Here is a 22,634-nt window from a genome sequence, read left to right as displayed (position 1 = left end):
GTCAGCCGGCCGGCACGTCCCCCAGGTCCTCGACCACGGCCGTGGTCACCGAGGTGTACGACACGACGGTCCCGGCCGGCACGCCCTGGTAGCCCTCCTCGGTGATCTCCCGTTCACCGAGGAACCGCCCGGTCGCCGGGTCGATGATGATGTCGTGCCGGACACCCGCCGCGCTGATCCCGTAGGCGACGCCCTCGTGGCCGTCCAGGTTGGCGACCTTCTCGGTGACCTCGAGGCCGGGCACCAGGCCGAGCGTGCGGTACAGCGCGGCCCGCAGGTCGGCCGGCACCAGCCCGCTGCGCAGCAGGTCGGCGACGTACACCAGCATCTCCAGGTCCGGGTCCGGCCCCCGGCCGTCGGTGTCGTCGCGGAGCCGGTGGTACAGCTCCTCCTGGTCCCGCGGCAGTTCGGCCATGAACTCCGCGTCCGGTTCCTGCCAGCCGCCTTCCTGGGTGCACGGCGCCCGGCCGTCGTTCTCGGCGTGGAAGTCGCCACACGGCGCCCGCAGCTCCGGAGCCTTCGGCGGACGGTCGAAGGAGACACCCGCGGCCTTCGCCTCCTCCTCGGTGCCGTCGATCCACTTCCGCTCACCGGTCACCGTGTCCCGCCGCAGCCACTCCTGCCGCTCGTCGGCCGGCACCCAGGTCTCGATCACGCGCTCCTCCAGGTAGGAGAAGGAATCGTGCGGGAGCACCGCGGTCGACATCCACCAGGCGTGCGTCGCGATGTAGCGGTACCGGCCGGCGGGGACCGGCTCGTCGCTGACGGCGACCCGGTCCACGACCAGGTCCGCGACCACGTTCAGGTCCGCCGCGACCGCGTTCGGCTCGGGCTGGTCGAGCCGTACCAGCAGCAGGCTCGCGACCAGCGCCACGGCCGTCGCGCAGGCGGCGGCCAACCAGGGCCACCGGCGGGACCGGTTCCTTCCCGGCGCCGCCGGTTCGGCCGGCGTCCCGCCCGCTGCGGTGATCAGCTCGGTCCGCGACCGGGCGAGCACCGCGGTGTCGGTGTCCACATCGGACCGAAGGGTGCGGAGTGCGAGGTCCAGGTCGTCGTCGGACCAGATCTCGCGGACGGTGTCGTCACTCATCGCCGGTCTCCTCTCGGGGCGCGGTGGCGCGCAGCGACCTGCGCACCCGGTGCAGGCGGGAGCGGACGGTGCCGACCGGGATGCCGAGCGCGTCGGCGACCTCGTTCGAGTCGAGCCCCGCCCAGGATGTGAGCAGCAGGACGTCCCGGTCCCCTTCGGACAGTCCGGCGAGCGCGCCGGCCAACCGGGCGGCCATCGCCGCCGCGTCCACCCTGGCGGCGACCGCGTTGTCGTGGCCGGAGTCCTGACCGGCCGCGTGCCCGGCGGACCTGGCGGCCGCGCGCAGGCCGCGCACCTCGTCGCGGGCCCGGCGGCGCAGCAGGTTCGTCGCGATCCCGTACAGCCAGGACCGGACGACCCCGCGCCGGGGGTCGTAGTCGTGCCGCTGGTTCAGCGCGACCAGGAACGTCTCACTGACCAGGTCGTGCGCGGCGTCCTGGCCGACCCGGCGGGCCAGGTACCGGTGCAGCGGGCGGGCGTAGGTGTCGAACAGCCGCCCGAACTCGACGGCCGGCTCGGGCCCGCCCAGGTGGGGGCGGTCCCGGTGGGCCGGCACGTCGTCGGGCGGCTGCCGTTCGGTCATCGTCATCACACCGGGTGTTGCCCGACGACCGCGGGGACGTTCGCGCTACTCGGACAACAGCTGCGCGCAGCGGATCAGACCGAGGTGCGAGTACGCCTGCGGGTGGTTGCCCAGCGACCGCTCGGCGACCGGGTCGTACTCCTCCGGCAGCAGCCCGGTCGGCCCGGCGGCGTCGACGATCTGCGCGAACAGGTCCTCCGCCTGGGTACGCCGCCCGGTCAGCAGGTACGCCTCGATCATCCACGCCGCGCACAGGTGGAAGCCGCCCTCGTTGCCGGGCAGGCCGTCGTCGCGGTGGTAGCGGTAGACCGTCGACCCGCTGCGCAGCTCCGCCTCGATCGCGGTGACCGTGGCGTGGAAGCGCTCGTCGCTCGGGTCGAGCAGGCCGACCATGCCGATCAGCAGGGTCGCCGCGTCCAGGTCGGTGCCGTCGTAGGCGGTGGTGAACGAGCGGACCTCGTCGTTCCAGCCCTTGGTCAGCACGTCGTCGGCGATCCGGGCGCGCAGGCCGGGCCAGTTCGGCTCGATGTCGCGGCCGTAGGCCTCGGCGAGCGTGATCGCCCGGTCGATGGTCAGCCAGCACATGACCTTCGAGTAGACGTGGTGGCGCGGCCGGTGCCGCTCCTCCCAGATGCCGTGGTCGGGCTCGTGCCAGCGCCGGGCGACGGCCTCGGCCATCGCGCAGACCATCTTCCAGTCGTCGTCGGTGAGCTTGCCGCGTGCCTCCGACAGCGCCGCGACCAGATCGACGACCGGGCCGAACACGTCCAGCTGGACCTGCTGGTTGGCCAGGTTGCCCACCCGGACCGGACGCGAGCCCGCGTAGCCGGGCAGCGTGTCGATCACGGCCTCGGCGGGCAGCGTGGTGCCGGCGATCGTGTAGAGCGGGTGCAGCAGCTCCGGGCCGGGCAGTGTCTCGAGCACGCCGTGCAGCCAGGACAGGAAGCCCTCGGCCTCGCCGATCGAGCCGACCGACACCAGCGCCTTCGCGGTCATCGCGCCGTCGCGGAGCCAGCAGTAGCGGTAGTCCCAGTTGCGGATGCCGCCGAGCTCCTCCGGCAGCGACGTGGTGGCCGCGGCCATGATCGCGCCGGTGTCGGCGTGGCACAGGCCGCGCAGGGTGAGCGCGGAGCGGGCGACCAGGTCCTTCTCCACCGGCGGCAGGGTCAGCCCGTCCAGCCACTCCGACCAGTACCCGGCCGACCGCGCGGCCCGGTCCGACTCGGCGACCGGGTGCGGGTCGAGGTCGTTGGTGCCGCAGCGCAGCTCCAGCACGATCGGCGTGTCGGCGGTGGGGTGCACGACCGCGCGGGCGGTGTCGTGCATGCCGTCGGAGGTGATCTCCCAGGACACGCCGGGCGCGCGCAGGGCGACCGGGTCGGAGGTGCCGAGCACGCGCAGGCCGTCGGCCGACGGGATCAGCCGCACCTGGACCTGCGCGAACTCCGGCCGAGGCGCGAACTCGACGACCGCCGGCGCGGTGCCGGAGATCACCCGCACCAGGTCGGTGCGGTGCGGGAACGAGTAGTGGTCGAGGTAGTCGGTGACCAGCAGGCCCGACCAGCGGGTCTCGGCGGTCATCGTGCCCGGCAGGTAGCGCTGGCCGAGCGGGAGCCCGCCGCGCTCCGGGGTGATCGAGAAGTGGCCGGCGGCGGTGCCGCCGAGCAGGTCGGCGAACACCGCGGCCGAGTCCGGCTCGGGGTGGCACAGCCAGGTCAGCCGGGCGTCCGGGGTGATCAGCGCCACCGAGCGCTCGCTGGCGAGCATGGTGAGCCGCTCGATCGGCGGGGCCTGCTCGCCGTAGAGCCAGTTGCGGCGCTCCTCCAGCAGGAACGCGAGCACCATGCCGACCTCGGCCGGGTCGGCGATGTGGTAGCCGGCAAGGCTCTCCCCCGGGCCGACCTTGACGCCCAGGTCGGGCCCGGACAGCCGGGCGAAGGCCTTCTCGTCGGTGACGTCGTCGCCGACGAACACCGCGGCGGTGGCACCGACCTGGTGGCGCAGGACGTCGAGGGCGCGGCCCTTGTCGGTCTGGACGACCGCGAGCTCGATGACCTCCTTGCCCTCGGTGACCTGCACACCCTCCCAGGTGCACGGGCCGGAGCGGACGGCCTCGGTGACCCGGTCGCTGGTGGCGCGCTCGGCCCGGCGGGTGTGCACGGCGATGCTGGCCGGCTTGATCTCGAGCTGGACGCCGACGGTGTCGTCGATGATCCGCTCCAGCTCACCCTCCAGGCGGCGGTGCAGGTCGCGGGCCTCGTCGTCCAGCGCGTGCACGAAGCCGATGTCGAACTCCGAGCCGTGGCTGCCGACCAGGTGCACCTCGGACGGCAGCCGGGACAGGGTGGCGAGGTCGCGCAGGGCGCGGCCGGAGATCACCGCGGTGGTGGTCTCGTGCAGGCCGGCCAGCGAGCGCAGCGCACCCACCGACTCGGTCATCGGCCTGGCCTCGTCCGGGTTGGCCACGATCGGCGCCAGCGTGCCGTCGTAGTCGCAGGCGACCAGGAGCCGGGGCGTCCGTGCGATCTGCACGATCGCACGGCGCAGGCCGGCGGGGAGGGCCTCAGCGGTCATGGCGCGTCCCTCGGCTTTCGCACACGGGTTCAACGGTCACGGTCGTTCGACTCTCTACGCAAGGGGGTGTGTGCGCGAGCACGTCACCTGAGGCTGGCACACTGCGGCAGAGCCGAACTGTATCGCCCGTCGAGAACGGCGGTCCGCGGCGTATGCCGTCGTGCCCCGTGCTGAACGGGCCCGGGTCCCCAACGGCAGGAACAGGTCATGACCGCACCGCGCACGGCACCGCGCGCCCGCAAGCACCATGTCGATCTGATGCGGGTGATCACGTTCGCCTGTGTGGTGCTGGTGCACACCGTCGGCTCGGTGATGAGCCACTCGACCGCGCCGGTAGCCGCGCTCGACTACCTCATGCACTTCACCCGGTACGCGTTCGTCGCGATCACCGTTTTCGTGCTGTTCGTCGGGTACTACCGCCGCGACGACGGCGTGCTGCCGTTCTACCGGCGGCGGTTCGGGCTGGTGGTGCTGCCGTACCTGCTGTGGTCGGGGATCTACCTGGCGCTGACGCTGTCGAACTCGCCGTGGCGCGGGTTCGGCGGAACCCTTCGGTTCATCGGGCACAACATCGTGTACGGGTCCAGCTGGTACCACCTGTACTTCCTGCTGGTTTCGATGCAGATCTACCTGGTGTTCCCGCTGCTGAGGTGGCTGCTGCGGCGCACCGAGGGGCACCACGGGCTGCTGGCGGCCGGGGCCTGGGTGCTGCAGCTGGGTTACATGTATGTGGTCGCGTTCGTGCCGGCGCCGGCCGGGTGGGCCGGCTGGCTGCTGTGGGGGCGGAGCTTCACGCTGCTGCCGATGTACATCGGGTTCGCGATCCTCGGCGCGCTGGCGGCGGTGCACTACGAGCGGATGCACGCGTGGGTGACGTCGCACCTGCGGCTGCTGGGGGCGGTCGCGTCGCTCGGGCTGATGGCGACCGGGGTGATCTTCTACGTGCGGGTGTACGAGCTGGACACGCCCCCGCGCCGGGCGGCGATGGCGATGCACCCGGCCCAGGTGGTGCCGGCGCTGGCGATGATCCTGGCGCTGTACGTGGTCGGCACGATGTGGCTGGCCCGCCGCCGCGACGACGACCCGCTGGCGCGGTTCGTGGACGCGGGGTCGGTGCGGGCGTTCGGGGTGTACGCGTGCCACCCGCTGGCGATCTGGCTGCTGGGGCAGTGGTTCACCCCGACGCTGCTGGCGGAGATCCCGTACAACGTGGTGCGGGTGCCGATCGTGGTGCTCGCGGTGTACGTGACCTCGGTGGTGCTGGTGGAGCTGATGCTGCGGTCGCCGTTCGCCAAGCAGCTGGTGGCCAGGGACCGGATGCCGCTGCTCCCCCGCCGTCAGCTCGCGACCGCGAGCTGAGGTTCACCGCGCGGCGTCGTACCGCCACAGCTCCGGCAGGGTGCGCAGCAGCAGCACCACGGTCAGCACCGTGAGCAGACCGCCGACGCCGATCGCCGGACGCGCACCGAGCCCGGCCGCCGCGAACCCGTGCACCACGTTCGCCAGCTGCGGCCCGCCCATCAGCACGACGGTGAGCGCGCCCTGGATGCGGCCGCGGAGCGCGTCGTCGGTGTGCGCCTGGGAGATCGCGTTGCGGCACGTGCTCAGGACGAAGTTGACCGCGCCGCCCGCGGCCAGCGCGGCCAGCGCGAGCCACAGGTCGGCGGCCAGCCCGAGCAGCACGACACAGACACCCCAGGCGATCGCGGCTGAGGCCAGCAGAGCGCCGTGCCGCCGTGTCCGGCTGAGCCGCCCGGACAGCAGCCCGGTGAGGAGCACCCCGGTCGGGTAGGCGGCGAACAGCAGACCGAGCTCGGTGCCGCCGCCGGCTGGGCCGCCGTGCACGTGCTCGGCCAACTCCGGGTACAGCGCGACCGGCATCGCGAACACCATCGCGGCCAGGTCCACGGCGAGGATCCCGACCAGGAGACGTTCCCCGGCGAGGTACCGGAAGCCTTCGCCGAGGCGGCGGAGCACGTCGTGCGGTGCCGGTGCGCCGGCGGCCGGCGGCAGCGCGGGCAGGGCCGCGACGGCCCGCAGCACGGTGCCCAACGCGACGGCGTCGAGCAGGTAGAGCGTGCCGAGGCCGACGGACGGGATCAGCGCGCCGGCGAGCAGCGGTCCGACGACGGCGCCGGTGTAGCGGGCGAGCGCGCTGAGGCTGTTGGCCGCGACCAGTTGCTCCGCGGGCACGACCCGGGGCACCACCGCGCCGGAGGTGGTCAGCGTGGCGCCGAAGCAGAGCCCGTGCACACCGACGAGCACCAGCAGCACCGGGACGGAGTCGAGCGCGGTGTTCCCCCACAGCCCGAGGTAGGCGATTCCCAGCCCGGCGTTGCCCGCCAGCAGCAGCCGGCGCCGGTCCGTAGTGTCGGCCAGCACCCCGGACCAGAGAGCGGACACGACGAGCGTCCCCAACGAGATCGCCGCGGAGGCACCGACAGCCGCCGACGAGCCGGTGAGCGTGAACAGCTGGGTCGGCACGGCGACGAGGCTGAACGACCCGCCGACCGCGGTGACCGCCGAGGCCGTCCACAGCCGACGGAACGCGGGAATCCGCAGCGGTCGCCGGTCGATGAGGTAGGTACCCAGGTTCACCGCGTTTCCCCTTCGCCGTTCGCGTACCGGCGAGGGTGGGCCCTGCCCATGGGGCAAGGTCCAGCGCTGGCCTCAGCGCAGCACGAGCAGGTCGAGCTGGTTGGTCCTGGGTTCGGTTCCCGTGGCGTGCCGGAGCCGTTCCCGGCCCCGCCGGAACTCCTCCTCGGAGAGACGACGGATGTTGGTGTCCGCCCGGCGGAAGGCGTCCAGCTGGTCGAGGAACTCGGCCGGGCTCATGAGGGTTTCGGGCACCGCCTCGAGCGCGTCCCGCCGGAACCCCGCCGTGGCGAACGCCCGGCACACCTCGTCGACGGAGGGACAGGTGTCGGTCACCATCCGAGCGACCTCGGGAAAGAACTCCCAGGGAAAGGTGCGCACCGCGTCGACCCTGCCCGAGAACCCCTGCCGGAGCAGTACCGGAGCGCCCGGCCGAAGAACCCGCCGAACCTCCCGCGCGGCGGCCGCGAGGTCGGAAACGTGGTGAACGACAAGGGAAAGCCAGACACCGTCCACGGAGTCGGCCGGAAGCGGAAGGTCGCCGACGTGCCCCTCGAACACCTGGATGTCCGGCCGAGCCGGGATCCACGCCCGCATCGCCGCCGACGGCTCGACCGCGAGCACGTCGACCCCGAACCAGTCCGCGAACGCGGCCGCGAACGCCCCGGTCCCCGCGCCGATGTCGGCCACGGTCATCCCGGGCCCCGGCCCGAGATGCCGACGAACGGCGTCCCGCCAGTGCGCGAGCCCGTCCCGCCGGATCTCCCGTACCGCCTTGAACGCCGCCGCTGTCTGGTCGTCGTAGCTGATCCTGGCCATGCCGCGCCTCCTGACCGCCCCCGAGATCATGCATACCGGCCCCGCCCGGCACGACGCCACCCCTTTCCGGCGCCCACCCGTGGCCCGACGCCACATTGACCGGCCGTCGGCCCGATGTGCAGAATCCCCGCCATGTCGATCACCCGAAAGGGCGATGGCGCGTAAACCGCCCGCCCGGATCCGCGAGAACACCCACGACATCCCCAGAAAGCGAATCCCCACACCCAACGGCCTCTCACCACGAGGCGTCTCTCCTCCGGCTCGAACGCACCCGGCTATGGCCCGGAGCCGCCGCCGAAGCACTGAGAGCATGGGAACGGTTCGCCCGCGACCCGATACATCGGCTGTGGGATGCCCAATACGGGTGCGGAGTCATGTCGTGCTGTCCCGATCCCGACGAGCTGCGCCGGCTCCTGGAGCTTGTCGCGCACGCTCTGCCAGCCCGCGACGCCAGAGCCTTCCGCAGACGGCTCGCCGCCATCGACGACCTGATTTAGCAGAGCACCCGACCCCGACGAGAAGCCCGGCGCCAAAGACAAAGGTCACGGCCGAAGACAGTCGATGTCGGGCGGATGCCTTCGGTGCGACGAATGCCTTCGGTGGCGGCGTCCGCCAACGGCGGAGGCCGGCGTCATCGGGTGCCAACGGCGCGAGCGGGTACCAACCATGCCGGCCGGTGCCGACCCGGTGCCAACCATGCCGGCCGGTGCCAGCGGGTACCAACGGTGCCAGCGGGTACCAACAGTGCCAGCGGGTACCAACAGTGCCAGCCGGTGCCAGCGGGTACCAACGGTGCCAGCGGGTACCAACGGTGCCGGCCGGTGCCAGCCCCGGCCAGCGGTGCCGCCGGGCATCAACGGGTGCCGGCGGGTGCCGGCCGGTGCCAGCGGGCTGGCGGGTGTCGGCGGTGCGAGCAGGTGCCAACGGTGTAGGCCGGCGCCAGCGGGCGCCAGCGGTGCCAGCGGTTCCGGCGAGCAACAACGGTGCCAGCCGGTGCCAACGGATGCCGCCGGGCGCCAGCGGGCGCAACAGTGCCGCCGGGCACCGTTGGTGCCGGCCGGGCGCCAGCGGGCACCAACGGCGCCAACGTCGACAGCGGGCACCGACCGTCCAGCGATGCCAGCGGTGCAGGCGAGCGGCAAGGTGCCGGGGTGCCAGCTGGTGCCTGGGGTGCCGGCGGGCACCAACGATGCTGGCTGCGCCATCGACGGCACCGCCGGTTCTTCGCAGGCGAACCTGAGAGGGACACCTTGATCGCTGTGGCGGGTACCGATCCGGCTCGCCGGGGTATGGGCGTCGATCCGTGCGGCGCCGCGATCGGTGGCTTGGCGGGGCCTGCTCCGGTTCGCCGCGCGTGATCAGCTGCGTGCTGGTGGCGGAGCGAGCGCGAAGCGCGCTCCCGACGCCGAGCTGGCCGAGCGAGCGCGAAGCACGCTCACTGCGCTGGCTGGCACGGCACGTTCCGTTGACGAGCACGGTTGACGGACCGCCCGATCCCGGGTCGGCGGCCTATACGGCGCCCTGCGTGGCCGGTGGGGAGCTTGGTGGCTTCCTGGGCACCGTGTCGTTGCCGACGTCGGGGAGGACGGGGTGGTCAGTCGAGGAGGACGGGTAAGCGGTCCACGCCGTAGACGATGGAGACCTTGCGGTAGTTGAGGTCTTCGGCGGGGGTGGCCAGGCGCATGGAGGGGAAGCGGCGGACCAGGGCCGGGTAGGCGGCTCGGAGTTCCATGCGGGCCAGTTCGGCGCCGATGCAGCGGTGGACGCCGTAGCCGAAGGCCAGGTGGGACGTGGCGGGGCGGGTGGGGTCGACGGACTCGAGGTCGGTGCCCAGGGCCGGGTCTCGGTCGGCCGCGGCCAGGGAGACGATGACGGCGTCGCCCTCCTTGATCTGGGCGCCGGCGATCTCGATGTCCTGGCGGGCGAATCTGGGGAAGGCCACCTGGACGACGGTGAGGTAGCGGAGGAGCTCCTCGACGAAGTCGTGGACGGCGGCGTCGTCGTCGTGGACCAGTTTGAACGAGTCGGGGTCCTGGAGGAGGACCAGGGCGCCCAGGGCCAGCATGCTCGCGGTGGTCTCGAAGCCACCCGTGAGCACGCCGTCGGCCAGGCCGGCCAGTTCCAGGTCGTCGACCTTGTCGCCGTGGTCCTTGATGATCATGCCCAGGAGCCCGTCGCCCGGGTTCTCGCGTTGCTTCTTGACCACGCCCTGCAGGTACTCGAGGGACTCGCTGATCGCGCCCAGGGACGCGGTGGCGCCGGCGAACAGGTCGAAGCGGGCCATCGCCAGGCGTTGGAAGTCGGCGCGGTCCTCGTAGGGGACGCCGAGCAGCTCGCAGATCACCAGGGACGGGATCGGCAGGGCGAACTCCTCCACCAGGTCGACCGGGCCGTCGGCGGCTGCCATCGCGTCCAGGCGCTGGTCGACGATGGCCTTGATCCCGGGAGTCAGGCGGGACAGGCGGCGCATGGTGAACTCGGGCGTGAGCAGCTTGCGCAGGCGTGTGTGCTCCGGCGGGTCGGCGAAGCCCAGGCCGCCGGGGCTGTGGTTCTCGGACGCCCCGTGCTGGCCGACCAGGTTCGCGAAGTCGTTGCTGTAGCCCTTGGCGTCGCTGAGGACGGCCTTGGCCTCCTCGTAGCCGGTGACCAGCCAGACGTTCACCCCGAACGGGATGTTGATCTTGCTGACCGGCTCGCGGGCACGTACCTCGCCCAGCTCCGGCACCGGGTCGAGCCCGGTGCGCTTGAGCGGCATCAACGCCGAGTCCGGCAGCAAGGCCATCTTGGACAGGTCGAAGCCCTTGCGCTGCGCACGGGCCAGGTACCAACGGGTCAACGCCCCGACGACCCGATCCTTGAGCCCCATGATTACCCCCTAACAACTCCCGTACGCCGGGAGGGTAGACCTCGATGGCGTCGACGCTACGAGCGGCGGGGGCGGTCCACCACGGGGTTTACCCCAATAATTCCCTGGGGTTTACCTCACCCCGTTCGGGTGACCCTGCCCTGCAGGTACCGCTGCTCGGGCAGGCTGACCGTCCGTTTCGCCGCGCGTCGGTAGTGCTCGCGGGCCTGCTCACGCTCCCCGGCGAGCTCGAGCAGGTGCGCCCGGACCGCGTCCAGCCGGTGGTGCCCGGCGATCCGCTGGTCGGCGTCGAGCCCGTCGAGCAGGTCGAGGCCGGCCCGCGGGCCGTGCGCCATCGCGGCCGCGACCGCCCGGTTCAGGGTGACCACGGGGTTCGGCGCGATCCGGTCGAGGATGCCGTACAACACGAGGATCTGTGGCCAGTCGGTGTCCTCGGTGCTCGGTGCCTCGGCGTGCACCGCCGCGATCGCGGCCTGCAGCAGGTACGAACCCAGCGGCGCGGTCGCCATCGTACGCTCCACCAGCTCGACGCCCTCCCGGATCAGGCCGCTGTCCCAGCGCGACCGGTCCTGCTCGGCCAGCGGCACCAGTTCCCCCTCCCGGGTGACGCGGGCGGTCCGGCGGGCGTCGGTCAGCAGCATCAGCGCGAGCAGGCCGGCCACCTCGCCGTCCGCCGGCAGCAGCCTGTGCACCTCCCGGGTGAGGCGGACCGCCTCCGTGGTCAGCTCGACCCGCTGCAGGTCGGGGCCGGAGGTCGCGGTGTAGCCCTCGTTGAACACCAGGTACAGCACGTGCAGCACCACCGCGAGCCGCTCCGCGCGCTCCGGCCCGGCCGGTATCGCGAACGTCGCCCCGGCCCGCCGGACCGTCTGCTTGGCCCGGGTGATCCGCCGCGTCATGGTCGCCTCCGGCACCAGGAACGCGTGCGCGATCTGCTCGGTACTCAGGCCGCCGACCGCGCGCAGGGTCAGCGCGAGCTGCGAGGGCGCCGACAGCTCCGGGTGGCAGCAGAGGAACAGCAGCGTGAGCGTGTCGTCGGTGGCCCGGTCGAGCTCGTCGGCCGGGTCCGGGGCCACCAGCTCGTGGTAGGGCAGGCGGGCCGCGACCTCGGTCTCGCGCCTGCGTCTGGCCGACTCGCTGCGCCACTGGTCGGTCAGCCGCCGGCCGGCGACGGTGACCAGCCAGCCGGCCGGCTCGGTCGGCACGCCCTCGGCCGGCCACCTGGTCGCCGCGGCCAGCAGCGCCTCCTGGACGGCGTCCTCGCAGGCGTCGAACGCGCCGTGCCGGCGGACCAGCACCGCGAGGACCCGCGGCGCCAGCCGGCGCAGCAGGTCCTCGATCGCCGGTGTTCCACTCACTCGTCGAGCCCGGCGGAGAACATCACCGGCCGCACCTCGACCGCGAAGCCGTCGAACCGGGTGTCCGGGATCATCCTGGCCAGCTCGACCGCGCGCTCGTGGCTCTCGCAGTCGACCAGGTAGAAGCCGCCCATGTGCTCCTTGGCCTCCAGGAACGGCCCGTCGGTGACCGCCGGAACGCCGCCGGTGCCGCGGACTGTGGTGGAGTTCACCGGATCGGCGAGTGCCTGGGTGACGATCAGCTCGCCGGACTCCTTCACCGACCGCATGAACTCCTCGTGCCCCGCACCGATCGAGTTGCGCTCCGCCTCGGTGAGTGCCTCCATCGCGGCCGGGTTCACCTGCATGATCAACAGATACTTCATGTCGCTCTCCTGTCCTCGCCGGCCCCCTCGGGCCGGGTCGTGAGGAAGTCGGAGCGGCCGGTCCGGGCCGGACATCATCCTCGACGAATTTTCCGGCCGGTGGTACACACGCACAGGATTTTCGAGCGTGAAGTAGGTGATCGAATGGGGTCTCGGCGGCTGGAGCGGTCGGCGCGGCGGCTGCTGGACCGTCTGCACGACCAGGTAGGCGCGGGGCTCGTCGTGGCGGCGGCGGTGCCGGGGCTCGCGGCGGTGGTGGACCAGCACGCGGCGGCGGTGCGCGACATCCTGACGACCGGGGTCGAGGCGGGGGCCGCGGTGGCGGGCAGCGTCCTGCTCGCCGGCTACGCCCAGGGCGTGCTCGACCACGTGCGGGAGAAGGGCGAGCAGCTGCGGGTGCCGGCCGACGCGGCGGACTGGGCGCGGGCCGACTGGTTCAGCATGCGGCTGGTCGCGGTGTGCTCGCTGGCCAGGAACCTGCGGCCGGGGCACCCGGTGGGAACCACGGACGAGCTGCCGTCACTGGCCTGACTTCGGTGCTGACTTCCGCGGCGGCCGGGAGGTGGGCACCGGCCGCCGCGGGGGGCTCAGGTACCCATTGGCGGCGGGGTGGCCGGGCCGGTCGTGGCCCGGTGCGCGGCCGGCCGGGCGCCGGTGCGGGCGGCGTCCTCGCGACCGCGCTGGTACGCCTCCGCGGACGCCTTGGCCTGCGGGATCTCGTCCTCGGCCCGGTTCAGCCAGCGGTCCCAGCGGGACTGCATCGGGCGCACCAGCCCGCCACCGACACCGACGACGGCGATGCCGCCGATGGTGGCCAGGACGGTGATCAGCACCGGCGTGGTCACCGTGGTGGCGACGCCGATCTGGTTCAGCGCGGCGATGATGCCGAGGCCCCAGATGAAGACCGAGGCGAGCGTGCCGAGCAGCCGCCCGTAGGACAACGAGCCGAGCGCGCCGGTCACCAGGTCCTTGACCGCGCTGGCGATGGCCCCGGCGACCACGACGATGACGATGGCCACCACGGCCCTCGGCAGCCAGGCGACGATGCCGGTGAGTACCGCGCTGACCGGGTTCGGCCCCCACACCCCGAAGGCGACCTGCAGCGTGATCAGCAGGATCGCGTAGTACAGCAGCTTGGCGATGATGTCCGAGGCGTCGTACTTGCTGTTCGCCAGCATCCGCTTGACGCCGCCGCGCTCGACCACCCGGTCGAACCCGACCCGCTCGAGCACTTTGTCGACGACCTTCGCGACGACCTTCGCGATGATCCAGCCGATCAGCAGGATCACCAGGAAGGCCACGAATTTCGGAACGAACGTGGCGATGGAGTTCCAGGCGTTGGATAGGCCCTGTCCGAAGTCGACGGACAACGTCACCGCCCCCTTTCCAGGCGTCACCAGCACGTCCCGGACGAACGCGCTCTGACCAGGAACTTCCCCCACACCTCCCACACCACACCCCAAGTACCTCGATCGAGTGAGCCCCGACGCGACGGGAACGTACGACTCGCGCGACGGGAACGTACGACTCGCGCGACGGGAACGTACGACTCGCGCGACGGGAACGTACGACTCGCGCGACGGGAACGTACGACTCGCGGGCACAGCCGGGGCGTCCCAGAGGGAGCCGCTGACAGGACTTGAACCCGCAACCGTTCGCTTACAAGGCGAGTGCTCTACCGATTGAGCTACAGCGGCACGGCCACGGGAGGTGGCCGGGACTCATCGTAGGTCACGTGGTGCACGCCACGGCGGGAGTCCCATAACACGGGGAACCGGCGGTTCGATGTGCCCTGGGATAGCGTCGGAATCGCCGTGACCAAGGTGGAGGTGACAGCAGTGTGGTTCGCGCAGCGGAACCGGCCCGCGCGTTCGCACAACCAGCCTCGGTTCGTCCGTGATCGTCGGGTCGACAGTCAGGTTCCCGCAGTTCAGGGGCCCGCACTGCCGGACGAGGCCACAGTCCACTATGTACTGGACCTGGCCGTCCGGATCGGCGAGGTGCAGATGTCCTCCGGCGCTGGCGCCTCGGACGCGACGGCGACGATCATCGCCGTGGCGAACGCGTACGGGCTGCCGCACTGCGAGGTCGATGTGATCTTCACCTCGATCACCGTGACATGCCACCGTGGGGTGGACTATCCGCCGCTCACCTCGCTGCGGGTGGTCCGCTCCCGCAGCCTCGACTACACCCGCCTCGCCCTGGTCGAACGGCTCGTCCGCGACATCACCCGCGGCCGGATCCGGGTGCGGGACGCGCACATCGAGCTGAACAAGATCACCACCGCGCCGCACCCCTACCCGCGCTGGGTCGCCACCCTGGCCTGGGGCGGCATGGCCGCGGGCATCACCGTCCTGATCGGCGGCGACGCCCTGATGGCCCTGTTCGCGGGCCTGATCACCGCGCTGGTCGACCGGGTCGGGCGACTGCTGAACCGGCGCGCGCTGCCGTTCTTCTTCCAACAGGTCGTCGGCGGCGCGCTGGCCACCACGTGCGCACTGCTGCTGGTCGCGAGCGGCGTGTTACCCGACGACACCCGGCCGACGCTGGTCGTCGCGGCGGCGATCACCGTGCTGCTGTCCGGCCTGTCGGTCGTCTCGACCGTGCAGGACGCCATCACCGGGTACAACGTCACCGCGGCCGGCCGCACGATCGAGGTCTCGATGATGACCGCCGGCCTGATCGCCGGCGTGGTGCTCGCGCTGAACGTCGCGGTCTCGCTCGGGCTGCCGCCCCAGGCGCTGGCCGACCCGCTGGCGCCGTCGTTCTTCCGGTTGCCGGCGCAGATCGTCGCCGGCACGGTCGCGGCCGCGTCCTTCGCGGTGGCGAGCTACGCCACGCCGAGGGCGGTGCTGGTCGCCGCGGTCGCCGGCGGCGCGGGCGCGGGCAGCTTCAGCGCGCTGGCGATCGCCCACGTAGGGCAGATCACCTCGGCGGCGGTCGCGGCCACGGCGATCGGGTTCGCCGGTGGCCTGCTGTCCCGGCGGCTGCGGATCCCGCCGCTGGTCGTCGCCGTGTCCGGGATCGTGCCGCTGCTCCCCGGTCTCAGCACCTACCGGGCGCTGTTCGAGCTCGCCGTGGAGCGCACCATCACCGGACTGCCGACCCTGATGGGTGCCGCCGGGACCGCGCTCGCCCTGGCCGCGGGCGTGGTGCTCGGCGAGTACCTGGCGCAGCCGGTGCGCTACGGACTGGGCAGGCTGGAGCGCAGGCTGTCCGGTCCGCGCCTGGCCGGGCCGCTGCGCCCGACCCGCCGCAGGCTGGAATGAACGCGCTTTCTCCGTGATGCCGGCAATCTCCGTCACCCACGGAGGTATTGCATTGACTAATCTCGAATCCGGACGGTTTCGAGGGAGGCACGCGCGGCGTGACGAATGACAGCACGACCGACATTCCCGACGGCGGCGGCGCCGATTTCATCGTGGTCGCCAACCGGCTCCCGGTCGATCTGGAGCGGCTGCCGGACGGGACCCAACGGTGGAAGCACAGCCCAGGTGGCCTGGTCAGCGCGCTGGAGCCGTTCCTGCGCACCCACAGCGGCGCCTGGGTCGGCTGGCCGGGAGTTCCGGACGTCGAGGTGGACAAGTTCACCGAGGAGGGCGTCTGGCTGCACCCGGTGACGCTGACCAGTGACGAGGTCCGCGACTACTACGAGGGGTTCTCCAACGCCACGCTGTGGCCGCTGTACCACGACGTGGTCGCGACCCCGGTGTTCGACCGCGGCTGGTGGGACGTCTACGTACGGGTGAACAAGCGCTTCGCCGAGGCCAGCGCGCAGATCGCGGCGCCGGGCGCGGTGGTGTGGGTGCAGGACTACCAGCTGCAGCTGGTGCCGGCGATGCTCCGCGAGCTGCGCCCGGACCTGCGGATCGGCTTCTTCCTGCACATCCCGTTCCCGCCGACCGAGCTGTTCATGCAGCTCCCGTGGCGCGCGGAGATCATCCGCGGGCTGCTCGGCGCGGACCTGGTCGGCTTCCACCGGCCGGGCGGCGCGCAGAACTACCTGTGGCTGGCCAGACGCCTGATCGGCCTGGAGCCCAGCCGCGGCGCGGTCGGGGTGCGCACCAGGCCGGGTGTGGTGCAGGTCGGGGACCGGTCGGTGCGGGTGGGGGCGTTCCCGATCTCGATCGACTCGTCCGGGCTGGACACGATGGCCAGGACTCGCGAGGTGATCCAGCGGGCCAGGCAGATCCGGGCCGACCTCGGCAACCCGCGCAAGATCATCCTCGGGGTGGACCGGCTGGACTACACCAAGGGCATCGACCTGCGGCTGTACGCGCTGCACGAGCTGCTGACCGAGGGCAGGGTCGACCCGTCCGAGGTGGCGATGGTGCAGCTCGCCACCCCGAGCCGGGAGCGGGTCGAGCACTACCAGCGGATGCGCGGCGAGATCGAGCAGGTGGTCAGCCGGATCAACGGCGAGTTCGCCCGGGTCGGCCGGCCGGTGGTGCACTACCTGCACCAGTCGATCGACCGCAAGGAGCTGGCCGCGTTCTTCTCCGCCGCCGACGTGATGCTGGTGACCCCGGTGCGGGACGGCATGAACCTGGTCTGCAAGGAGTACGTGGCCTGCCGGCACGACCTGGGCGGCGCGCTGGTGCTGAGCGAGTTCGCCGGCGCGGCGGCCGAGCTGACCAGCGCGTTCCTGGTGAACCCGCACGACCTGGACGGTGTGAAGAACGCCATGCACGCCGCGCTGACCCTGGATCCGGCCGAGGGCCGCCGGCGGATGCGCGCGCTGCGCCGCCAGGTCCTCACCCACGACGTGGACCGCTGGGCCCGCTCGTTCCTGGACGCGCTGCGGCCCTCGACCCAGGACGCCGTCACGTAGCGGCGGACTCGTGGAGGGCCTGGAGGGCGGCCCCGAGGTCCGGGGTGACGGTGGCCCGGATGCCGTCCGGGATCGTGCCGGAGTCCGGGGGGACGAGCGCGCGGGTGAACCCGAGCCGGGCGGCCTCGGCCAGGCGGGACTTGACCCCGGTGACCCGGCGGACCTCGCCGGCCAGGCCGACCTCGCCGAGGACCACCAGGTCGGGCGGCAGCGGGATGTCCCTGGCCGCCGACGCGACGGCCAGCGCAAGGGCGAGGTCGGCGGCGGGCTCGTGGATGCGCATGCCGCCGACGGTCGCGGCGAACACGTCGGACTCCGACAGCCGGATCCGGCCGCGGCGTTCCAGCACGGCCAGCGCCATCGCCACCCTGGCCGAGTCCAGGCCGCTGACCGCGCGCCGCGGCGACGGCAGCGCCGACTTCGACACCAGCGCCTGCACCTCCCCCAGCAGCGGCCGCTTGCCCTCGACGGCGACGGTGACGGCGGTGCCGGCGACCCCGGTGTCGCGCCGGTTCAGGAACAGGCCGGACGGGTCGGGCACGCCGAGGATCCCGTCGTCGACGAGCTCGAAGCAGCCGACCTCGTCGGCCGGGCCGAACCGGTTCTTCACCCCGCGCACCATCCGCAGCGAGGTGTGCCGGTCGCCCTCGAAGTGCAGCACCACGTCGACCAGGTGCTCCAGCACCCTCGGCCCGGCGATCGCGCCGTCCTTGGTGACGTGGCCGACCAGCACCACCGGCAGCCCGCGCTCCTTGGCCAGCGCCACCAGCGCGGCGGTGACCGCGCGGACCTGGGTGACCCCGCCGGGCGTGCCGTCGATCTCCGTCGACCCGAGGGTCTGCACCGAGTCGACCACGAGCAGGCCCGGCCGCACCACGTCGACGTGCCCGAAGACGGCGCCGATGTCGCTCTCGGCGGCCAGGAACATCGAGTCGTGCACGTTGCCGGTGCGCTCGGCCCGCAGCCGCACCTGGCCGGCTGACTCCTCACCGGTGACGTAGAGGGACGGGCTGGCGGCGCCGTCACGGGCGGCCCAGCGGAACGCGACCTCCAGCAGCAGCGTGGACTTGCCGACTCCCGGCTCACCGGCGAGCAGGACGACCGCACCGGGCACCAGACCGCCGCCGAGCACCCGGTCCAGCTCGGACACCCCGGTCCGGCGGGCGCGGGCGGTCTCGACGTCGACCTCGGCGATCGGCCGGGCGGGTGCGCTCGGGGCGCCGGCCGAGATCCTGGCCATGGTGGCCCGGGTGGGCACCCCTACCTCTTCGAGCGTCCCCCAGGCCTGGCACTCCTGGCAGCGCCCGAACCACTTGGCGGACTCGTGCCCGCACTCGACGCAGCGGTACCCGGGCTTGTTCGACTTCGTGTTCCTGGCCACGGCACCAACCTAGGGGCCGGCACCGACAGTCCTAGTGCGCCTCGTCCTCGGTGGCCGGCGGGTCGTGGCGCGCGGTCGCCGGCGGGGCGATCGGCAGCTGGATGGTGATCTCGCCCGCGTTGGCGAACACGAACGTGACCGGCACGTTCTTGCCGGCCGGCAGGTCCTGCACCAGGTCGAGCAGGACGATGCTCAGCACGCCGACCTCGTCCGGGAGGTTCGTCGGCGTCTCGGTGGCCTCGGAGTCGGACGGGGAGTCGGTCAGCGTCGGCGGGGCCTCCGAGCCGGGCGGCGGCTCGGCGGACTCGTCGCCGGTCTCCGCGGGCGGGGAGGGGTTGGTCACCGAGGTGTCCGAGTCGGGCTCCGACGATCCGCCCGGGCTCGAGGTGCCGGTGGTGGTGGACGGCGCGCTCGTCTCGCCGACGGGCTCCTCCGGCACGACCACCCGCAGCGCGTTGTGGCCGGGCAGCGTCGTGTCGCCCTCCAGCGCGACGTCGCGCGCGGCCGGGCTGGACACGGCGACCAGCTCGTCGTCCTCCCCGCCGCTGTTGACGATCGTCAGCGTCAGCGGGGCCTGCTCGCCCTCGGTGTAGCCGTCGGAGTCGGGGTGGGCGAGCTGCACGTCGCGCAGCGCGATCTCGCCGACGTCGCCCCGGTTGCCGTTGACCGCCGGCTCCATCGAGTCGGTCTGGGTGACCTGCCCGGCACCGCAACCGGCCAACAGCGCGGCGAGGCCCACGGCCACCGCCGGCAGGATCGTGCGCAGCGGTCCGGTCGTACGACTCAGCATCGCGGTCCTTCCTCGGGCGTGCCTACTCACGCGGAAGGGTAGCGGGGGGCGCGGACGGCCCGGTCGAGTGGTCCGCCGGATTCCCCGATCACGGTCCATTGTGGATTGCCGGCGGGGCGGAGCACATTCCCCTACCGAAACGCTGGAGCATGCCTGGAGCGGGTTTGTCAAGCCCCAGACCGTTCCGCCTTCTGCCCGCTGACCTGCGGTAACGGTTCATGGGTCGGATACACCCCTACCGCCGTACGTGTTAAGATGGATGCAGCGAAAGGGGCAGAGGACACATGGTTTTCAAGGTCGGAGAGACCGTCGTCTACCCGCACCACGGTGCCGCACTCATCGAAGCAATCGAGACCCGCGTGATCAAGGGCGAGGAGAAGAAGTACCTCGTCCTCAAGGTCGCCCAGGGTGATCTCACCGTACGCGTTCCCGCTGACAACGCCGAGATCGTCGGTGTTCGGGACGTCGTCGGTCAAGAGGGTCTCAACCGGGTCTTCGATGTTCTGCGTGCTCCTCACACCGAGGAGCCGACCAACTGGTCCCGGCGGTACAAGGCCAACCTCGAGAAGCTCGCCTCGGGCGACGTGAACAAGGTGGCCGAAGTGGTGCGCGACCTCTGGCGGCGCGAGAAGGATCGCGGACTGTCCGCCGGCGAGAAGCGCATGCTCGCCAAGGCACGGCAGATCCTGGTCAGCGAGTTGGCGCTGGCCGAAGGTACGGACGAGGGCAAGGCCGAGGTCATCCTCGACGAGGTCCTCGCCACGGCGTCCGTCTAGCCGCCCTGAACGACAACCGAATCACATCCGCCGTCGCGCTCGTCCCCGCAGCGGGGCGAGGCGAGCGCCTCGGTGACAAGGGCCCCAAGGCACTCGTGCCGGTCCACGGGGTTCCCCTCGTCGTACGCGCCGTACGCGGCCTGCTCAGCGCGGGCTGTGTGCGGCGTGTCGTCGTAGCGGCCCCCGCCACCGCGCTGGACACGATGCGGACCGTGCTCGCCGACGCCGGTGCCGACGCACTCGTCGTGCCCGGCGGTGCCGACCGTACCGAGTCGGTGCGCCTCGCGTTGGACGCCGCGCTCGGCGAGTCGCGGGACGTCGAGATCGTGCTCGTGCACGACGCCGCCCGGGCGTTCACCCCACCCGAGCTGGTGCGTGCCGTGGTCGCCGAGGTGGCCGGCGGCTCGCCGGCGGTGGTGCCGGTGCTGCCGGTCGCCGACACGGTCAAGCGGGTGGACGCCGACGGCGTGGTCACCGGCACCGTGGACCGGGCCGACCTGCGGGCCGTGCAGACCCCGCAGGGCTTCCAGGTCGACGTGCTGCGCCGCTGCTACGCGGCCGCGGCCGGCCAGGCGACCGACGACGCGGGCCTCGCCGAGCGGATCGGCGTGCCGGTGTCGACCGTGCCGGGGCATCCCGCCGCCATGAAGATCACCACCCCGTTCGACCTGCACGTGGCCGAGGCGCTGTTCGGGGTGCGCGCATGATCCCCCGGGTCGGCGTCGGCACGGACGTGCACCCGGTCGAGGCCGGGCGGGAGTGCTGGATCGCCGGGCTGCGCTGGGATGGCGTCGACGGCTGCGCCGGGCACTCCGACGGGGACGTGGCCGCGCACGCGCTGTGCGACGCGCTGCTGTCCGCGGCCGGGCTCGGTGACCTCGGCGCGGTGTTCGGCACCGGCGACCCGCGCTGGTCCGGCGCGCACGGCGTGGTGCTGCTCGCCGAGGTGCGGGCGCGGGTCGAGGCGGCCGGCTACCGGGTCGGCAACGCGGCGGTGCAGGTCATCGGGAACGCGCCCAAGATCGGCCCGCGGCGCGCGGAGGCCGAGCGGGTGCTGTCGGACGCCGTCGGCGGCCCGGTCTCGGTGTCCGGCACGACGACCGACGGGCTCGGCCTCACCGGCCGCGGCGAGGGCGTCGCGGCGGTGGCCACGGCGTGTGTCGTACCCCACGACTAGGCTGCTGAGTCTCAGCACTCCCCCTCCCAGGAAGAGAAGACCCGTGACCCTGCACCTGTTCGACAGCGCGAGCCGGAGCGTGCGGGAGTTCCACCCCGTGCGGAACGGAACGGCGTCGATCTATGTGTGTGGGCCGACCCCGCAGGGCCCGCCGCACATCGGGCACGTGCGCAGCGCGCTGAACTACGACGTGCTGCGCCGCTGGCTCACCCACGCGGGCCTCGCGGTCACCCTGGTGCGCAACGTCACCGACATCGACGACAAGATCCTCACCAAGGCCGCCCAGCACGACACGCCGTGGTGGGAGTGGTCGGCACGGTTCGAGCGCGCGTTCGACGAGGCCTACGACACGCTCGGCGTGCTGCCGGCCACGATCGCGCCGCGCGCCACCGGGCACGTCACGCAGATGGTCGAGCTGATGCAACGGCTGATCGACCGGGGGCACGCGTACGCCTCGGCCGGCGACGTGTACTTCTCGGTGTGCTCGTACCCGGAGTACGGATCGCTGTCCGGGCAGAAGCTCGACGAGGTGCAGCAGGGCGAGTCCGCGGGCGAGGGCAAGCGCGACGGCCGCGACTTCACGCTGTGGAAGGGCGCCCGGCCCGGCGAGCCGTCCTGGCCGACGCCGTGGGGGCCCGGGCGGCCGGGTTGGCACCTGGAGTGCTCGGCGATGGCGCTGACGTACCTGGGCAGCGAGTTCGACATCCACGGCGGCGGGCTGGACCTGGTGTTCCCGCACCACGAGAACGAGCTGGCGCAGTCCCGCGCGGCCGGCGACGCCTTCGCCCGGTTCTGGATGCACAACGGCCTGGTCGGCATGGCCGGCGAGAAGATGTCGAAGTCGCTGGGCAACGTGGTGTCGATCCCGGCGCTGGTCGAGAAGTACCGCCCGCAGGAGCTGCGGTACCACCTGGTCGCGCCGCACTACCGGTCGACGCTGGAGTTCTCGGAGGCCGCGCTGGAGGAGTCCGTGCGGGCCTACCAGCGCGTCGAGTCGTTCGTGCACAAGGTGGCGGCGCGCACCGGGTCGGTGCCGCCGGGCGAGGTCGGTCCCGAGTTCACCTCGGCCATGGACGACGACCTCGGCACGCCGGCGGCGCTCGCGGCGGTGCACGGCACGGTGCGGCAGGGTTTCACCGCGCTCGACGCGGGCGACGACGCCGGGGCGCGCGCCGCGGCCGCCACGGTCCGGGCGCAGACCGCCGTGTTGGGGCTCGACCCGTTGTCGGAGCGGTGGTCGACGTCGTCGGACCCGGCGGCGTCCGGGGCGCTCGACGCCCTGGTCGGCGCGCAGCTGGCGGCCCGCCAGGAGGCCCGCGCGAACCGCGACTTCGCCACCGCCGACGCGATCCGCGACCGGCTGCTGGCCGCGGGCATCACCGTCGAGGACACCCCCGACGGTCCACAGTGGACATTTAAGGACAGTTGA

At 72.4% G+C, this 22,634-nt stretch carries 19 protein-coding genes and 1 tRNA gene; 8 read left to right on the top strand and 12 right to left on the bottom strand.

The features are described 5' to 3' along the window. Position 1: 1 nt before the first annotated feature. The 3 genes from JT362_RS05625 to otsB are packed head-to-tail and all read right to left on the bottom strand — an operon-like array spanning position 2 to position 4,247. Positions 2-1,090 carry a CU044_5270 family protein gene (locus tag JT362_RS05625; RefSeq protein WP_260189931.1) on the bottom strand — a complete coding sequence of 363 codons (1,089 nt, stop codon included), beginning with the start codon at positions 1,088-1,090 and terminating at the stop codon, positions 2-4. Further along, positions 1,083-1,673 carry an RNA polymerase sigma factor gene (locus tag JT362_RS05620; protein ID WP_260189930.1) on the bottom strand — a complete coding sequence of 197 codons (591 nt, stop codon included), beginning with the start codon at positions 1,671-1,673 and terminating at the stop codon, positions 1,083-1,085. Before JT362_RS05620 ends, JT362_RS05625 begins: the two co-directional genes overlap by 8 nt. Before the next feature lie 45 nt (positions 1,674-1,718). Next, on the bottom strand, positions 1,719-4,247 hold the full coding sequence (gene otsB / locus JT362_RS05615) for a trehalose-phosphatase (protein WP_260189929.1): 2,529 nt from the start codon (positions 4,245-4,247) through the stop codon (positions 1,719-1,721). Positions 4,248-4,454: 207 nt separating this feature from the next. Here otsB and JT362_RS05610 point away from each other — a divergent pair, with 207 nt between their 5' ends. Beyond that, positions 4,455-5,606 carry an acyltransferase gene (locus tag JT362_RS05610; RefSeq protein ID WP_260189928.1) on the top strand — a complete coding sequence of 384 codons (1,152 nt, stop codon included), beginning with the start codon at positions 4,455-4,457 and terminating at the stop codon, positions 5,604-5,606. A 3-nt stretch (positions 5,607-5,609) separates the two neighbouring features. Here JT362_RS05610 and JT362_RS05605 read toward each other — a convergent pair whose 3' ends face one another. The 5 genes from JT362_RS05605 to JT362_RS05585 form a co-directional block, all read right to left on the bottom strand. Beyond that, positions 5,610-6,845 carry an MFS transporter gene (locus tag JT362_RS05605; protein WP_260189927.1) on the bottom strand — a complete coding sequence of 412 codons (1,236 nt, stop codon included), beginning with the start codon at positions 6,843-6,845 and terminating at the stop codon, positions 5,610-5,612. A 72-nt stretch (positions 6,846-6,917) separates the two neighbouring features. Continuing rightward, entirely contained in the window at positions 6,918-7,661 is a 744-nt protein-coding gene (locus JT362_RS05600) for a class I SAM-dependent methyltransferase (RefSeq protein ID WP_260189926.1), read from the bottom strand. A gap of 1,594 nt (positions 7,662-9,255) precedes the next feature. Continuing rightward, the gene (locus tag JT362_RS05595) at positions 9,256-10,527 is read right to left on the bottom strand and encodes a cytochrome P450 (RefSeq protein WP_260189925.1); all 1,272 of its coding nucleotides are present in this window, start codon (positions 10,525-10,527) and stop codon (positions 9,256-9,258) included. Between the two features lie 116 nt (positions 10,528-10,643). Then, positions 10,644-11,885: an RNA polymerase sigma factor gene (locus tag JT362_RS05590; protein WP_260189924.1), complete on the bottom strand. Its 1,242-nt coding sequence runs from the start codon at positions 11,883-11,885 to the stop codon at positions 10,644-10,646. Next, the gene (locus JT362_RS05585) at positions 11,882-12,250 is read right to left on the bottom strand and encodes a YciI family protein (protein WP_260189923.1); all 369 of its coding nucleotides are present in this window, start codon (positions 12,248-12,250) and stop codon (positions 11,882-11,884) included. The genes JT362_RS05590 and JT362_RS05585 overlap by 4 nt, the downstream gene beginning before the upstream one ends. Positions 12,251-12,394: 144 nt before the next feature. On the opposite strand from JT362_RS05585, the gene JT362_RS05580 reads away from it, so the two are divergent. Beyond that, positions 12,395-12,781, top strand: a complete 387-nt coding sequence (locus tag JT362_RS05580; RefSeq protein ID WP_260189922.1) for a DUF6401 family natural product biosynthesis protein — start codon at positions 12,395-12,397, stop codon at positions 12,779-12,781. A gap of 56 nt (positions 12,782-12,837) precedes the next feature. Here JT362_RS05580 and JT362_RS05575 read toward each other — a convergent pair whose 3' ends face one another. Continuing rightward, positions 12,838-13,626, bottom strand: a complete 789-nt coding sequence (locus JT362_RS05575; RefSeq protein WP_260189921.1) for a mechanosensitive ion channel family protein — start codon at positions 13,624-13,626, stop codon at positions 12,838-12,840. A 248-nt stretch (positions 13,627-13,874) separates the two neighbouring features. Next, a tRNA-Thr gene (locus JT362_RS05570) sits at positions 13,875-13,947 on the bottom strand. 132 nt (positions 13,948-14,079) lie between these two features. Here JT362_RS05570 and JT362_RS05565 point away from each other — a divergent pair. Next, positions 14,080-15,519 (top strand): threonine/serine exporter family protein, encoded by a 1,440-nt coding sequence (locus JT362_RS05565; RefSeq protein WP_260189920.1) that lies wholly within the window; start codon positions 14,080-14,082, stop codon positions 15,517-15,519. Positions 15,520-15,617: 98 nt separating this feature from the next. Beyond that, a complete protein-coding gene (locus JT362_RS05560) occupies positions 15,618-17,081 on the top strand; it encodes an alpha,alpha-trehalose-phosphate synthase (UDP-forming) (protein ID WP_260189919.1) in 1,464 nt (487 codons plus the stop codon). On the opposite strand, the gene radA is transcribed toward JT362_RS05560, so the two are convergent. Together radA and JT362_RS05550 are read right to left on the bottom strand one after the other, a co-directional pair. Beyond that, entirely contained in the window at positions 17,074-18,462 is a 1,389-nt protein-coding gene (radA, locus tag JT362_RS05555) for a DNA repair protein RadA (RefSeq protein WP_260189918.1), read from the bottom strand. The genes JT362_RS05560 and radA overlap by 8 nt on opposite strands. Before the next feature lie 31 nt (positions 18,463-18,493). Further along, positions 18,494-19,252, bottom strand: coding sequence for a copper chaperone PCu(A)C (locus JT362_RS05550; protein WP_260189917.1), 759 nt, complete (start codon positions 19,250-19,252; stop codon positions 18,494-18,496). Between the two features lie 284 nt (positions 19,253-19,536). Here JT362_RS05550 and JT362_RS05545 point away from each other — a divergent pair, with 284 nt between their 5' ends. Genes JT362_RS05545 through cysS form a run of 4 tightly spaced genes read left to right on the top strand, consistent with a single transcriptional unit; the run spans position 19,537 to position 22,634 of the window. Next, entirely contained in the window at positions 19,537-20,028 is a 492-nt protein-coding gene (locus JT362_RS05545) for a CarD family transcriptional regulator (RefSeq protein ID WP_075129788.1), read from the top strand. Positions 20,029-20,048: 20 nt separating this feature from the next. Beyond that, positions 20,049-20,735 (top strand): 2-C-methyl-D-erythritol 4-phosphate cytidylyltransferase, encoded by a 687-nt coding sequence (ispD, locus tag JT362_RS05540; protein WP_260190394.1) that lies wholly within the window; start codon positions 20,049-20,051, stop codon positions 20,733-20,735. Further along, positions 20,732-21,205, top strand: a complete 474-nt coding sequence (ispF, locus tag JT362_RS05535; RefSeq protein WP_260189916.1) for a 2-C-methyl-D-erythritol 2,4-cyclodiphosphate synthase — start codon at positions 20,732-20,734, stop codon at positions 21,203-21,205. Before ispD ends, ispF begins: the two co-directional genes overlap by 4 nt. Positions 21,206-21,248: 43 nt before the next feature. After that, positions 21,249-22,634, top strand: coding sequence for a cysteine--tRNA ligase (gene cysS / locus JT362_RS05530; protein WP_260189915.1), 1,386 nt, complete (start codon positions 21,249-21,251; stop codon positions 22,632-22,634).

It is taken from the genome of Actinophytocola gossypii, assembly GCF_025165815.1.
Classification (GTDB): domain Bacteria; phylum Actinomycetota; class Actinomycetes; order Mycobacteriales; family Pseudonocardiaceae; genus Actinophytocola; species Actinophytocola gossypii.
This window is presented reverse-complemented; position numbering and strand designations above follow the sequence as displayed.